We start from the raw sequence: 15,041 nt of genomic DNA, 5'->3' as shown, positions 1-15,041 counted from the left end.
GGAGCCCGGTGGCACCAATCCATGTTGTTTTTGGGCAATCGGACCCTGGAAATAGCGAATTTCATATGGTATCTGGAAACACTGCTCGATTCGCAGCTTATTATCCATATCATAGTCGCCAGTCATTAAGCAAAGATTAAAATCTCCAAAGAAACCGCCGTGCCTAAGAAACAAAAAAACAGGCCGCTCCGTCGGAGGGCCTGTTTTTCCTGTACTATAGTCAGATCTTGATCTTCTCTTTCAACTGGTCGATAGCCTTTGTGAAATCGGCTTTCCTAGAGTCGCCGATCGGCCTTCCTGGAGGAACGATCTCATTAGCCGGATTGACCTTGACGCCATTCTTTTCCATCTCGAAATGCAGATGGGGCCCGGTGGAGAAGCCGGTCGAACCGACATAGCCGATCACCTCGCCCTGGCGCACTCGCTGCCCGCGCTTGACGATAATTTTCGACTGATGCCCATAATTGGTCGAATAGGTACTGTTATGGTTGATCGAGGTAAAATTGCCATAGCCGGCGGCCCAGCCCGCATGGGTTACGGTGCCGTCGCCGATCGCCCTGATCGGCGTTCCCTGCGCAGCGGCATAATCGATAGCCCGATGCTTGGTCGAGACGCTGAAAGCTTCGACGTAGCGGCGCCCAGTAGTGAACGGCGAAGAAATATATTTGAAAGCTAGCGGCGCCTTCAGGAACATCTTTTGCACCGAATTGCCATTCTCGTCGAAGTAGCCTTTATTATCTTCCGATTCTTCAAAATAAAATGTCTGGTAGAGCTTGTCACCGTTAAGGTAGGCACCGGCTAAGACTTTGCCGGGCATAACGAAGCGGCCATCGCGATAGCGCTCCTCATAAACGAACTTATACTTATCGCCGACACGGGGGTCATTCGCGAAATCAATGCTCCACTCCAGTCCTTCGGCGAATTGCAACACGGCTCGCTCATCAGCACCGGCCGCCATGGCCGATTCGTAAAGCGAAGAGTCGATCGTCCCTTCGACGGTTTTTTCCCGCACTTCATAAACGATGTTCTGCATCTTGCCCGACCATCGCCCATCAGCACCCTTCTCGATGAAAAGCTCTCGGTCATTATCGACAGCGTACATCAGCTTATTGATCGATCCGTTATTATCAGAGTAAAAATAAAGTTTGTTGCCGACTCGCAACTTGGCCAAGTCATAGACCTCTTTGACGTCGTCATAAATCGCGTAGCAGGCTGACGCATCCAATCCGCCCCTGGCACCGATCTTGTTGAAAACGTCGCCCTCCTCAACTTCCACCTCGGTCATTTTTTCATCCTTTTTAGCTTCATCTGCATTGACGGCCTGACCGACCGTCATTTTAGAATCTGTTCCATTCTGCGTTACATGCTTGTTGCGCAGATTGAAAAATAAAAAGGCAAAAATCAAGGCTAAAAACGCTAAAATTATGTATTTATAAATTGTTTTATTCATAAAAATATCACTTTTAACCATACCAAAAGCTGAAGAATATGGCAACGCTAACAGCACAGATATAAATATTAGAAGAGCCGCTACTGTCAGTAACAATTTAATCTTATTCTTAATAATTGCCTAATAATTGGCATTTATAGTGACCGAATAAAATCTAAGCAAGCTCGTATTTCACGAATGCCCGACTTCGTTGAGTCGACAACGTAACGGGGCAAGCCGCTAACAAGCTCTAACTTTAATAAACATATGAAAACGCAATTTAAAACTCTTTTTAAAAGGTCTGAATCGAACGGATTATTTTTTAATAAAAATATTCGTAAATCGATCAGGACTATAACTCCCGTTTTTTTAACATTAGCTTTGCTGACAAGCATGCTTGTCGTTCCGATCAGCTCAGCGAACACGGCCAGCTCTAAAGGACCGAAAATAAAGAGCCACGATGCTGCTGCCATCCAGCAAAAAAGAAAAAATCGCATCACCGCGGCCCAGCGAGAAGCTGCTGCAAAACGCTCTGCTGCCGAAAGACAAAAAAAACAGGGCAAACCCGTTAAATCTTCGGCAAAAAATATCGCGCCTTCCGTCAAGCTAGGCGTGGCCGCGCCGCAAACGAGCGCGGCTGTTAAATTGGCCGCGATGCCGGCACCAGGCGGAACGCCGAATTATTTCGGCCCAGAGCCCAATTGGGCGTATAGTCCGATTCTAAGAAAATTCGTTGACACCCTGCCAGGCCTACCTCTCGCTTAAAAACCGCCCGAGTAACCGGGCGGTTTTTTTTACTGGCCAATTTTCGGATAAAAAAAGCCGCCGAGTCAGACTCAGCGGCACTGCATTAGCAGTATGGGTTGAAAGAGCAGTTACAGAATGATCGTAGCATCGCGATCGGCGCCTACCGAGATGATCCTGACACGAACGTCGGTTTGCTTCTCGATGAACGCGACAATCTCCTTGAGGGCGATTGGAAGTTCGTCATATTCCCTGATGGCGCTAATATCGCAGCACCAGCCAGGAAACTCGGCATAGACCGGCTCGCACTTATCCATAACTTCAGCGAACGGAATAGCCACCTTGACCTCATAACCCGTGTCGATGGTGTCGGCGCCGTAGTTAAAGGGCTCGCCGACATATTGATAATGCGAACAGATCTTGATCGTCTCACAGCCAGAGAGAACATCCAGCTTGGTCAGGATCACGTCTCTGCCGCATTGCCTCGTGGCATAGCGCAGCACCGGAAGGTCGAGCCAGCCCACCCGCCGTGGACGGCCGGTGGTAGCTCCGTATTCATCACCCGCCATCCTGATGGCGATTCCCTGCAAGAAGCCTTGCTGCGAATTAACGGTGGCGAACGGATAATTGTCCTTTTCTATCCTTCTGTTAACTCCGCTTTCGGCGCACCAGTCAGCCGAGGCATGGCCGCCGATTTCGGTCGGGAACGGTCCGCCGCCGACGCGCGTCATGTAACACGCCTTGGCGATGTTCAGCACCAAGTCGATGTGCTTGTCCTTCAAGCCGACACCATGGGCCAAACCCTGGTCGGTGCAATCGGATGAGGTGACGTAGGGATAGCTTCCGTGGTCCACCGAGAGCATCGTTCCTTGGGCTCCCTCAAGCAAAACCTTCTTTGTGCCGACGATACGCTTCAGCAGCGTATCGGTATCGCTGATCAGGTCTCTCAGCAAGCGCCCGTACTCGACGTAACGCTCGACAATGGCATCAACATCAAAAATTCCGATGCCGTCCGAAAAGAAAAGCCCTTTTTCCAGATGTTCATGATGCATCAGTTCCTGGATGAGCACCGGATCATACTCCTTGAGCAGGACCATCTTTTCCCGAAGATTCCGCTTGAACTTCTCGCGGAAAGAGGCGGGATTCAGCATGTCGTTGACGATCAGCCCCATCCTGGCGTAATGATCGGCGTAGACCGGTCCGACGCCGCGTCCGGTCGTGCCGATCTTGCCAGTCTTGCTCTCGCGCAAGCGATCAAGCAGGATGTGCTGCGGCAGGATCAGCTTGGCATTCAAAGCGATCATCAGATGATCATAGGACAAGCCAGCTTCGCTGATCATAGCCATCTCCTCGAGAACTACTCGGGGATTGACCGCTACGCCGCTGCCGATGATATTGATCTTGCCCTCACCGTCGTGCAGGATGCCCGACGGGATGAGGTGCATGACATACTTCTTGCCTTGCACCCAGATCGTGTGCCCGGCATTGTCGGCGCCGGTGCCGCGTGCTATGACATCGGCCCACTCGGCCAGAAGATCGACGATCTTCCCTTTGCCGGTGTCGCCCCACTGGCTGCAGATTACCGCTGCCGTATTCACCCCTTGCAACATTCTTTCCAGTTTGTTCATTATTCTGCCTCCTTGTCCTTGATTTTAACGCTGCTGCTTATAGTTGGGCGCTTCTTCAGTGATGATGATGCCATGCGGATGGGACTCTTTGAGACCCGACCCGGAGATGCGGTGGAAATCAGCCTTCTCCTGGAGCTCTTCGACGTTTCTGGCGCCGCAATAACCCATGCCGGCGCGCAGGCCTCCGAGACACTGGACGATGACCTTTTCGACGTCGCCCTTGTATGGCACGACGCCTTCGACGCCTTCAGGCACCAGTTTGTCTTTGAGGCTCATCCCTTGGCCATAGCGCTTGCGCGACTCCATGCTCGATTGCATGGCGCCGAGCGAGCCCATGCCGCGATAGCGCTTCATGGGCATGCCGCTGACCTGGATGATGTCCCCAGGCGCCTGGTCCGTACCCGCCAGCATGCTGCCGAGCATGACCGAGTGGGCGCCGGCCGCCATGGCTATGGTTATATCGCCGGTGTCTTCGATCCCGCCGTCGGCGCAAACAGGCACGTGTATGCCCCTGACCGCCTTGGCGCAGTTATAGACCGCCGTCACTTGCGGACAGCCGATACCGGCCACGACCCGCGTCGTGCAGATCGAGCCCGGACCTTGTCCGATGCGCAGCCCGTCAGCTCCGGCTTCGGCTAAGCGCCGGGCCGATTCTCCTTCGGAGATATTGCCGACTACTACGTCGAGGCCTGGATATAGGCGCTTCAGCTCCTTCAAGGTGGTGACTGCTCCCAGAGTGTCGCCATGGGCCGTATCGATTACGACCACGTCGACCCCCTTGTTGTAAAGCAGCTCCGCCCGTTGCAGGGCCTCTTCGCCTACGCCGATGGCTGCACCGACGCGCAGGTTGCCGTTGGGATCCAGATTATAGATCGGGTCCCCTCCGGTCATGATGCGCTTGACGTCCTTGTAGACATACATGCCGGCGATTTGGCCCTCGCCGTCGACTACGGGTATCACCTTCTTCTTGTTTCCGACCATCATGCGGAAGACTTCCTCGAGGCCGATGCCTTGCTGCGCTTTGATCAGCTCGTGCGACATCACCTGTCTGGCCGTCAACTCGGGATTCAGACAGAACTCGAAGTCGTTGTGCGTCAGGAGTCCGACCAGCTTGCCATCGCTATCAAGGATGGGGAAACTCTGGAAACGTTCCTTGTACCCCTTCTCCTCCATGATGCGTTCGATCTCGCCGATGGTCGCCTCCTCTTGGAAGCAGATCGGCTTCTTGATCAGTCCGTTCAGATAGAACTTGACGCTGGCGACTTCGGCGGCCTGATCCTTGGGATTCAGGCCTTTGTGGATGATGCCGAGCCCGCCCAGCTTGGCCATCTGGATGGCCATCTTGCGTTCGGTGACCGTGTCCATGGGCGAACTGATGATCGGGCAGTTGAGGGGGACGTTCCGTGAAAACAGCGAATTGACTAGGACATCGGACGGCAATACTTCGGAGTAGCCGGTCCGCATCCTGACATCGCCATAAGACAAGGCCAAGCCTTGCGCCTCCATCCTTCTGAAAAACCTGTCCTTGGGCATCTTCATAAGCAGTTTCTCCTTTCGTGGGTTGCGAGCAGCTGTCAACTGTCTCTGTGTGATAGTCAATGAGATACGATTAGATTTCGATCATTCCGTTGTCAAAAAAACAAAAAATAGCCTTCCAAACGAAAGACTAAATTGTCCTTTAAATTAGCATTTTTTGGCCAAAAAGTCAAGGCGTTTTCGGGGCCCTGGCTTTAAGCGGATAAACGGCGAACCTATAGGCCAGCAGGATGGCGAAAATAGCTCCCGTCACCCAGTAAACCAGCTTCATAGCCAATGTGCCCGAGTCGCTGCCGATGAACAGGCCATGGACCAGGGACAGGGCGAACATCGGATACACCAAGAAATGCGTCGCCCGCCAGAATTTAGGCGATTTGAGCCTTAAGAAGATCGAAAATAATACGGTCAGAATCAGAATGTAAAAACCGATGATGCCAAGCCCCAGATAAACCGTCTTGTAATCAGAAACGAACGGCACCAGCAAGTCGGACACCGAAAAATTAATGAACTCATCGAAATAGATAGAGATGACGTGCACGGCCAAAGTCACCCCCAAGGATATGGCCAGATACTGGTGCGTGCTCCAAGCGATGACCGGGTCAAGCAAGCGATAAGCGAAGCCGGTCGTCATGCCGGTCCCGAGAAGGATGACCAGGAACATCACCAAGTAGGAAACAACGGCTGCCGATCGTGAGACATACCAAGGGATGCTAGCGACCTTGTCGGCTGGCACTAGCCCCCAAAGACGCTTCTCGCCCGAGTTCGACTGGCTGACGACTACCGTCGAGGACGGAACGCCTGATCCGCCGCGCACGACGTACTCGACTTCACGGTTCTTGGTCCCGAACATGAAGCCGGCCGACCCTATCAGCAGCAAGAAAATGATTGTGGCAAATACCTTGTACATATCAGAAATAATTAAATGCTCTCTCGGAGAATTTCAATCCCCTGTCTTTGAAAAAAATGATGCAAGCGGAGTCTGGCTGCCCGTCGATGAAACGGAGACCCTCTTCTTCCCCCAGGATTAATACGGTCTTCGCGAGGACGTCAGCCCTGGCCGCGCTCGAGGCGATAGCCGTAACCGCTTGGATATTATTATCGGCTGGCAAGCCTGTCCGCGGGTCGATCAAGTGGTGCCAATCCACACCGCCGCGCTGTCCTCGGCGCTTGAATATGCCGGAGGTGGCGACACCGACCTTTTCCCCTTTGGTAACGACCGAAAAAATCTCCTTCTCCGGCTTGTTCGGGTTCTGGACGCCGACCTTCCAGCCTTTACTCCCTTCGGCGTTGCCCTTGATTACCAAATCTCCACCGGCCGATATCCAGAAATCCTCGACATCCTTAAAGATGCCGTCGGCCAAGCGGTCCACTATATAGCCTTTGCCTAAGCCGCCCAAATCGATTCTCAGGCCGGCTGGTTTTCTTACCAAATTACCGTCGATTACCAGTTCGGACATCCGTGGACGGGCGGCGAACCGTTTGCTGATTTTGCCAGCATCAACCGGCTCAGTCTCCTCATCCTGGGCTCCAGCCACGAAGCTGCGGTCATAACCTATATCTTCGAGGCTGCCGATGATGGTCGGATCGAACAGACCGCCGGTCTCTTCATGGAGGCCTTTCGCCTCACGCAACAAATCAGACATAACCGGACTGGCCTCGAACTCTCCGGCCGCCGAACTGTTCAATTTATAGAGCTCGTTGCCGACAATGAAGCGGCTGAATCTCTTTTCGAAATCATTGATCTCTTTTTCAGCCGAGTCGATCTTATTCTCTTCCCCCGGCTTCAAGGCGGCGCTGATGATTATTTCCGTGCCCAACGCGCTGAATTTTTTCCAAGTCATATGGATTTCATCTTATCTGTTTATTCTGATTATGGGCTCAAAATCATTAGGATTTGATTAAGAAGGCGTGGTTCTAAGAAACCTTGGTTGTCGGCTGCGGTTCGGCGGCTGGCTGTTGTGCCACAGCCGGAACAGACGGCTGGACCGCTGGTGCAGCCGGTACGACAGGGGCTGGGGTCTTGGTCACTTTGCTGCCCAAAACTTGGGTGGTCGCCGGCTTAGCTGGCGGGACGGCTGCTGCCTGGGCTGGTTTTAACGCAACATCTTGAGGAACCGTTGGGGCGCTTGAAGTTGCCGCCTCAGTATTGGCTGTCTGAACCTCGCCCGCTTGAGGCAACCCGCTTTCCCGTGGGGCGGCGGCTGGCGGGATGGCGGCAAACACCTCGATCCGCTCCTTCTTGGAACCGAGCTTGTAACCGCCGATCCCGAAAACCGCGACCAACGCTGTCAATAATAATGTGTCTAATGTTTTTCTCATATGCAAGTTTGTTTAATCGTCGTCATCGTCATTGCTTCTACTCCTGCTGCTGACTGGCGTGGTAGGTGTAGGCGTCGAAGTATTCACGGTGGTAGGCGTCGTGTTTGATGAGGACCCGGAAGCGGCCGGAGCTGACGCCGAGGTAGTTGGAGCCGGCGCTGGCGCAGTAGGCTGGCTGGCCGTAGTCGGGGTGCTCGGAGTGCTCGGCGCAGCGGGAGTACTGGCCGGAGCAGAGGCCGAGGTGACCGGGGTTGGCGCCGTACTTGGGGCAGTCGCTGTAGTCGGTGTGGCAGGTGTGGGGGCTGTGACGGTCGGGGTGGTGTGCGCAGGGGCCGAGGCCGAGGTGACCGGGGTTGGAGCGGACGCTGTTTTGCTGGCGGTTGCGGCTGGCGTAGCCGACTTAGAAACTGCAGCAGCTTCCTTGACCGGCGAGGCATGAGTCACCGGGGCTGGAGTTGGAGCCGTGGTTGCCGTAGCAGCTTTTTTTACCGCTGGCAACTGAACAGCAGCTGCCGTTGTGTTGGCGGCATTTGCTTCCTGGGCAACTTCGGCCAAGGCCAATATTCCGGACCCAGTGCTTGTGCCGGCGGCATCGGCTGCAGCCAAAACATCAGAAACCGGGAGACCGGACTCTGCCATCACCACCGGAACTTCTGCTGCTTGCGCCTCGGGCGACGAATCACTGTTTAACAAGTAGTTGGACAAGCCAAGCTTTTCCAGACTATCGAGCGATGGCGTAGTGCCTGGATTGGCGATCAGATAGAAAGAGCCTAGCATCAAGGCGCCGGAAAAGCCCATGGCATAAGCCACGTTTTTGGTGCCTGCCAAGGCGCCGCTGCCGGTCATCATCGAAAAGCCCTCCATTTCGATCTGGGACGGCTTGACGCCGAGACCGAGCAAATCGCCTTTCATCGCCTTCATGAAAGGCGCCGGGCCGCAGATGAAAAAAGTCTTGCCTTCATGGCCACCGACGAATTCGTTTATAACCTGACCGTCCAGGCGTTTGTTCACCACCCTGCCGGCAACTGGCAGGATGTTCTTGTCAGTTACCGAGAACAGCGCTCGCAAATTCTTATTCTTGGTTTCGAGCGCCTTGATCTCCCGGTAATATAGTGTCCGCTCCAGTGTCCTGTTGCTATATAGCAAAGTCATCCTGTTATCGAGTTTCCTGTCGGTGGCATATTTGAGGGCGCTGTAGAAAGGCGTGATGCCGATGCCGCCAGCCAAGAAGACCGCATTCTTGTGCTTGGCCTCATCGAAGACGAAGTTGCCGAACGGGCCATTGACGATGACCTGGTCACCTGGCTTAAGGCCTAACAACCCTTGGGTGAATTTCCCGCCAACTTTAATGCCAAGCTTGATGTGGTCGGTTTCAGTGGGTGAGCTGGCCAAAGAAAAGGCATGTTTGCGCTCAAGCAAGCCCTTCGCGTTTGTATAGGCAATCATCACATACTGCCCTGGCCTGAACGCAAAAACCGGCCGGCCCAGCCTGTCGGCTAATTCCAAAGCTACGATCTCAGGGGTCGGCTGATGGATTTTACGGACAAAATACCTATATTCCATATATAGTACCGTTAATAATAATGAATAATGCATATATATTACCCCTTGAACCGCCTTTTGTTACATCATTTTTCCTGTGATAACCTTAGCCAAAATAACCCGACAAGGGGCCGTTTGTTCTGGCCCGGGGCAATAAATATGTTGACAAATTAGGCAAAATATGCTAATATAAAATATTGTTTTTTTGAAAATTGCACAATTCAGCCCTGTCAGCTTTCTGCCAACCCCAAGAAGTCCAACCCCCAAGAGGAGAAAAACGCCATGATGAAAACGCTCAAGATGTACCGGAAGAAGAAGGCCCTTGAGAAACAGATCCGAAGCTTAAACCTCTTCCGTCTCAAGGTCGCCCCCTTGGCCATCCACGGCTTCATCCAGGAGTGCATGCAGCTCAAAGTGTCGAATATCTTCGTCGAAAAATGGTTCCGTGAACTGACCGACTGCTACGTCGCCAAGACCATGCTGTTGGTCCACGGGATCGATGATCTCATCGAGATGTTCGAGACAATCACCATGGGACACATCCGGTCCCGCCTGATCGAGAGCTACGCCGCTCGTACCCGTGACCTGCGGAGCATCATCCTGCTCCTGAACCACGTCTGCAAAGGTATCAAAAGCGGAAACGCCAACGAGGACGCCGCCCGCGTCCGAGACCTTCTCCGCAGCCGCGGCGAAGAACTGGCAGCCCAATCCGGCCGCACCATGACGCCCACCAGCATCAAGATGCTCGCCGAAATCGTCGATGACAGCTCGAAAGACGGCACCGATTCCCGTATCGCCGAAGACCTCATCATCAGCTTGGCTATACCCAAGGTTAAGCACGACGTGATTTCGGCCACCGAGATCGCCGACGCCTTCACCCTCCAGACCGCGAAACACCGTTTCCTCCTGGCCTTCCTCGAAGACAACGGCCTCGCCAACACCTGGCAGGCCGGCCGAATCGCCGAATCCATCAGGTCGTCCCACTTCGGCGGCAAAGACGTGGCCCAGAAAATCCTGGACATCGCCGATGAGACCGGACTTGATCTCAATTTCCGGCTCCGGGCCAAGCTCGAGCAGCTGCTCCGTGAGGAAAAACCCGGTCATGGCTCCATGATCGGCGGCCTCCTAGGCAGCCTGCTGCACAGCATCATGGATGATGACTTCGACGGAACCTCCCTGGAGATGATGGGTGCGCTTGCCGGCATGCCAGGCATGCCGTTCGGCTCCATCCACGACCTCATGGAAGACGGCGAAGACACTGACTCTTCCAAGTGCCTTGAATGCCCGGGACTGCCTTCGTGCCCCGACCTTAAAGCGGTCATGATCCGCGAATCCCTGGGCATGGATGCCCTGGAAACCGGCCACCTCCGCCAGCCGAAGATGACCAACATCACCGAAGGCAGCGAGGAAGAAAAGCTCCAGCAGCTCGAAACCGAACTGCGCCGCATCTGCACCGAAAAAACGATCGACGCGACCATCGTCAACGGCATGCCGGCCGAAATCTTCATGATGATGAACTTGGAAAAGTTCTCCCCTGAAACCCAGGGCATTATCATGACCGCCGTCATGAGCGACGACCGGATCGAACGTCTGGCCGACTGAATTGCGCAACCCGCCTGACCGAGGGAAGACTGGAAACGATAACGTTTCGGGTCTTCCCTCTTTTTTTATCCTTGCCATTACCCATCTGAGCCAATATAATAAGCTTATGCAAGTACCAGTCAGAAAACCCGGGAAATACACCCACTTGAAGCCCGATCCTCACATGACAGAGGATAAGTTCAACGAGCTCAAAGCCAAGCTGGAACGCCTGAAAAAAGTCAGCCACCCGCGGGCAGCGGCCGAAGTCAAGAGGTTGGCCGAGATGGGCGATTTTTCAGATAACGCCGCCTACAGCATGGCCAAGGGCCGCTTGCGCGGTATCAACCAGCGAGTCATAGACATGGAAGAGCACCTCAAGCAGGCGGTCATCATCAAGCCTGGACCTAAGACCGGGCTAGTTGAGCTGGGCAGTAAAGTCACGGTCGAGGTCAATGGCAAAGAGAAGACCTTCCTGATCCTGGGCTCTTCCGAAACCGACCCGTTCTCCGACGTCATCTCCCGCAACTCCCCAGTCGGCCGTGCCCTGCTCGGCGGCTCGGTCGGCGAGGTCAAGCGCGTAATCACCGCCAGCAAGAACGTCGAATATAAGATTGTAAGAATCGAATAAGCCTCATATAACAAAACAAGCTCCTTTCGGAGCTTGTTTTGTTATAGGTATGATTATCGTTCTTCGCCGTACTTCTTTTTCAGCCGCTCGATCTCCTCTTTGAGTTCAATCATTTTCTTTTCACGTCCCGACATCATGATGTTCAACTCTTCCAGCTCGGCGTTATCCTTGTTGGTCTTTTCAACGCTGAGCTTGAGTTCGTTCTCATCATAGCAGGAGCCGATGTAGCCCAAAAATGTGCCGTCGTCATCGAAGAATGGGCTGCCGAAATCCAAAAGCCAGTGATAGGTTCCGTCAGCATGCTTCAGCCGGTACTCGAGCTTGAAAGATCGGCGGGCATTGAAGGCTTCGAGATAGTCAGCTACGCAAGCCTGGAGCTCGTCCGGATGCACGCCCTCGACCCAACCATCGCCCATTTCCTGGTCCATGGTGCGTCCGGTAAATTGAAGCCAGGCCTTGTTGAAGAAATTACACTTGGCATCAGTGCCGGCCCGCCAGATCGGATTGGGGAAATTATCCAAAATTCTCAAATAAAGCTCGCTTGGTGTCTTTTTTTTGCCGAACATATAGTTGGTTTGAATTATATCCGCCCATGGTTTTCTTTATCCAAGGGCTGATTCTATTTTAGCACATAAGCCGCAAACAAAAAAAGGCCCCTAGTCGGAGCCTTTTCCATATTATCAAGCTACTTTTTGGAAATACAGGCCCCGTTGGCACAGCCGTCCGGACACTGGATCCTGACAAAGCCCATCAACCCGCCTTTGCAATAATACTCGGTTAAGGCGCTGCCGTTGCAGGTGTCAGCGTAACTGCGCTTGATAGTCTGACCGGTGTAAAGCAGCGAGCCTCGCTGGAATTGGTTCTTGCCGCTATCGGAATCGACGCACTGAGGCACTTGGAAATTCTTGGAAAATCTGACGATCTTCTCCTCCACTCCTTTGCCATTGGCCTGATCGTAAGCGAAAGAGATGATCAGGCTCTTTGAAAAATCACCGGCAAATTTCACATCGGTGGACGGGCTGAAGTTATAGACCGGGCCGTTGCCCCAGCGCCAAGTGCTGCGCTTAACGTTCTTGCCACACTCGATGAAGACATTGACCTCGCGGGTGAAGATGCCGCCTCCAGGAGAAATGTTACAGAACCTCTGGTTCGCGTCAAAAGCTTTGGCGATTTTGACTTGTTTTTCTGCCGCCGATCCTTGAGAATTGGGGCGGTAGCGGTATTTGAGGTTTAGGGTCCTTTTCTTGTCCGCGGCAAACCAGGTCGAGGTGCTGTTCTTGAATTCGATCACCGGTCCCTGGTCCCATTGATAGCTGGCGGCCACGACGTTCTGCCCGCAATTTATAGTGACGTTCCGGCCGCGGAAATGATTGCCTCCATCCGGAGACAGGATGCAGCTTGTCGGGTTGGCCGGAGCAGCGATGCTGAATCTGATATGATAATCGGAAGTGTTGGAAGCGCCGCCGCCGTTCTGGCATTTGACGAAATACTCATAAGACTTGCCCGGCTTCAAACCTGGCACGGTGACCGTATGGGTCACGCCATTAGCCGTGACGAAAGGCTGCCGCTCCATGGCAGGATAACTCTCGTTCGGTTTGAGGCTGTAGCGGCAGCTGGCCGGCTTGTCAGTATTTACCCGCAACGTCGCATGGTCAGCCGTCGCCGGCAAGATGCTGGCCGGATAGCCGCCGGAAATCAGCGGAGCCGTGACATTGAATTCGAAAGTGGTCACAGAGAACGGCTTGAAACTGTAATTGAAATCGCCGCTCACGGACAACGTCTTGTCCTGAGTCGTGATATTTTCCTTATACCCGTCGTCGCGATAAGGATGAGCCTCCATCGAAGACGGAGCAATTTCCGAAACCTTGACGGTGGTATAGTCGATATTGGTCCTGATCGTGGCCAAGATGGCGCTGTCCTGGCTCCGGTTGACCACATTGATATAATTTTTGGTTCCGTTCTTGCTGGAAATTATAGATAAATACGGGATATTCTCGCGCGCCTCGGTCTGGAATTTCTGGGCATTGTAGGTCGGCACGTTCTCGATCTTAGTTTCGACCAAGACATTACCGGTCTTTTCCGACAGCAGCTTGAAGACCGAGAAGATCGGCCAATAGTTCTGGCCCTTGATATCATCGGAAAAATACTTCCAATAGCCGGTCGACAAGTCTTTCCAGATATTGGCCTGAGGAATGGCCTCTTTGATCAATGACTGGATATGCAAGACATCGAACAAGGTGGAGCGCCAATCGTATTGCTGCCCCCAGTTCGGATAGGCCTCGACGCCGTAGCTCCAACCGTATTCGGTGATGAAAATAGGCATCTGGACCTTGTATTTGTCCATCAATGTCCTGATGCCCTTGATCGAGTCTTCAGTCGAAAGATTGGAGGCAAGGAAAGAATAGGTCCAGGCTTTGGTATCGACGAAATCGAGCTTGGTCTCGTCGGAAAAATTATTGACCAAGCTGATATTGGCCGCGAAGATGTTCTTGTCCTGGCGGCTGGTCCAGCCGTAATAATCATCGGCCAAACGGAAGGTTATGGTGTGTGCTCCGGCTTTTACCTCATGTTCCCTGCTTGAATACTTTACCCACTTGCCCCGTTCGGTGTTGGCGACATCGGTCCAGGAGCAGTCCTTGTCGAAACAGACCTGCATGGTCGGAACAGGATCGCTGTTTTCCGGGGCTTGGTCGCCTATGGCGTAGAAGGTGAAACGGTATTTGCCGGCCTTGAGGTTGACCTTCTTCTCGTATTTGTCGCTGTTCATGTACAGCGAGTAGTAATTATAATAACTTTCCGGCTCGTAGAAGTGCGCTACGAAAAAATCGAATTCGCCAGGCTTCAATTTCGAAAGCAGCTGGGCGTTGGTCCAGCTGACAGCCTTCTCGTCGCCGACCACGCCGCACTTGACCCTGCCGTCGACCGCCTTCATGGCAGCGCAGTGAGCCCGGGCATCGCGCAGATAATCATCGACGCTCGTATAGGCCAGGTACTCTTCGTTGCCCATCTCCCAGTTGATGATGTCATAGCCTTTTTCGATATTGGCATACCTGACCCAATCGGCCGAATCCTGGGGAGTCAGATGGATATTCGTGCAAATAGTCGGGGCCGGCAACTCGAGCAGTTTAGCGTACTGATACCACTGATCGATACCTTCCCAATAGATTTTCTGATATGGCCGATAACCCGTCATGGCTTCGTTCTTCCAGTTATAGGTGCGGCAAGTGGCGCCGCCGAAACGGAGATTGGTAAATTTGATGGCCTTGGCCACGTTCAGGGTGTTCTGATCGAAGCCAGCATTCTTGTCCCAAATGTTATCCAGAAAAGGCATCTCGACCCCCTCGCCGAAAATCTTGTCGCTGATCGTGCCCGAATCCTTGGAAAAATCGACCGAAATGATCGGCACTTGGCCAACATCGCCAGCCTTGGCCGGTCCGGCGTCTTTTTTGGACGCAAAAAAATCATCCAAACTGAGAACAACCTGGATAATCACGCTGGCGGCAAAGATCAATGTCGCCGTTATTACGATAACCTTGCTTTTCCAAAGCCTCATTGGTGATTTGCTAACGTTACTTAAAAAATCATAATAATATATCACGAATCCAATGTTTTGTCAATGCCCAGGAGATGAACA

12 protein-coding genes are annotated in these 15,041 nt (G+C 53.1%); 3 read left to right on the top strand and 9 right to left on the bottom strand.

The window, feature by feature from the left end; all coding sequences use genetic code 11:
* Positions 1 to 220: 220 nt before the first annotated feature.
* Positions 221 to 1,450, bottom strand: a complete 1,230-nt coding sequence (locus HGA34_02500; protein ID NTW22396.1) for a M23 family metallopeptidase — start codon at positions 1,448 to 1,450, stop codon at positions 221 to 223.
* 246 nt (positions 1,451 to 1,696) lie between these two features.
* On the opposite strand from HGA34_02500, the gene HGA34_02495 reads away from it, so the two are divergent.
* Positions 1,697 to 2,194, top strand: coding sequence for a hypothetical protein (locus HGA34_02495; GenBank protein ID NTW22395.1), 498 nt, complete (start codon positions 1,697 to 1,699; stop codon positions 2,192 to 2,194).
* Between the two features lie 110 nt (positions 2,195 to 2,304).
* Here HGA34_02495 and HGA34_02490 read toward each other — a convergent pair whose 3' ends face one another.
* The 6 genes from HGA34_02490 to HGA34_02465 form a co-directional block, all read right to left on the bottom strand.
* Positions 2,305 to 3,801: an adenylosuccinate synthase gene (locus HGA34_02490; GenBank protein ID NTW22394.1), complete on the bottom strand. Its 1,497-nt coding sequence runs from the start codon at positions 3,799 to 3,801 to the stop codon at positions 2,305 to 2,307.
* 24 nt (positions 3,802 to 3,825) lie between these two features.
* A complete protein-coding gene (locus HGA34_02485; GenBank protein ID NTW22393.1) occupies positions 3,826 to 5,340 on the bottom strand; it encodes an IMP dehydrogenase in 1,515 nt (504 codons plus the stop codon).
* A gap of 166 nt (positions 5,341 to 5,506) precedes the next feature.
* Positions 5,507 to 6,244: a hypothetical protein gene (locus tag HGA34_02480; GenBank protein NTW22392.1), complete on the bottom strand. Its 738-nt coding sequence runs from the start codon at positions 6,242 to 6,244 to the stop codon at positions 5,507 to 5,509.
* A gap of 1 nt (position 6,245) precedes the next feature.
* On the bottom strand, positions 6,246 to 7,178 hold the full coding sequence (locus HGA34_02475; protein NTW22391.1) for an FAD:protein FMN transferase: 933 nt from the start codon (positions 7,176 to 7,178) through the stop codon (positions 6,246 to 6,248).
* A gap of 73 nt (positions 7,179 to 7,251) precedes the next feature.
* Positions 7,252 to 7,656, bottom strand: coding sequence for a hypothetical protein (locus HGA34_02470; GenBank protein ID NTW22390.1), 405 nt, complete (start codon positions 7,654 to 7,656; stop codon positions 7,252 to 7,254).
* 12 nt (positions 7,657 to 7,668) lie between these two features.
* A complete protein-coding gene (locus tag HGA34_02465) occupies positions 7,669 to 9,219 on the bottom strand; it encodes a hypothetical protein (GenBank protein ID NTW22389.1) in 1,551 nt (516 codons plus the stop codon).
* A gap of 261 nt (positions 9,220 to 9,480) precedes the next feature.
* Between HGA34_02465 and HGA34_02460 the strand changes: the two genes are divergently transcribed.
* A complete protein-coding gene (locus tag HGA34_02460) occupies positions 9,481 to 10,800 on the top strand; it encodes a hypothetical protein (protein NTW22388.1) in 1,320 nt (439 codons plus the stop codon).
* A gap of 106 nt (positions 10,801 to 10,906) precedes the next feature.
* The gene (locus tag HGA34_02455; protein ID NTW22387.1) at positions 10,907 to 11,407 is read left to right on the top strand and encodes a transcription elongation factor GreB; all 501 of its coding nucleotides are present in this window, start codon (positions 10,907 to 10,909) and stop codon (positions 11,405 to 11,407) included.
* Between the two features lie 53 nt (positions 11,408 to 11,460).
* On the opposite strand, the gene HGA34_02450 is transcribed toward HGA34_02455, so the two are convergent.
* Positions 11,461 to 11,973, bottom strand: a complete 513-nt coding sequence (locus tag HGA34_02450; protein ID NTW22386.1) for a PAS domain-containing protein — start codon at positions 11,971 to 11,973, stop codon at positions 11,461 to 11,463.
* Between the two features lie 119 nt (positions 11,974 to 12,092).
* Positions 12,093 to 14,960, bottom strand: a complete 2,868-nt coding sequence (locus HGA34_02445; protein NTW22385.1) for a hypothetical protein — start codon at positions 14,958 to 14,960, stop codon at positions 12,093 to 12,095.
* Positions 14,961 to 15,041 lie beyond the last annotated feature (81 nt).

It is taken from the genome of Candidatus Falkowbacteria bacterium (assembly GCA_013336275.1).
Lineage (GTDB): Bacteria > Patescibacteriota > Patescibacteriia > Patescibacteriales > GWE2-39-37 > JAAXUA01.
The sequence above is the reverse complement of the archived record's forward strand: the minus strand, read 5'-3'. Positions and strand labels throughout refer to the sequence as shown.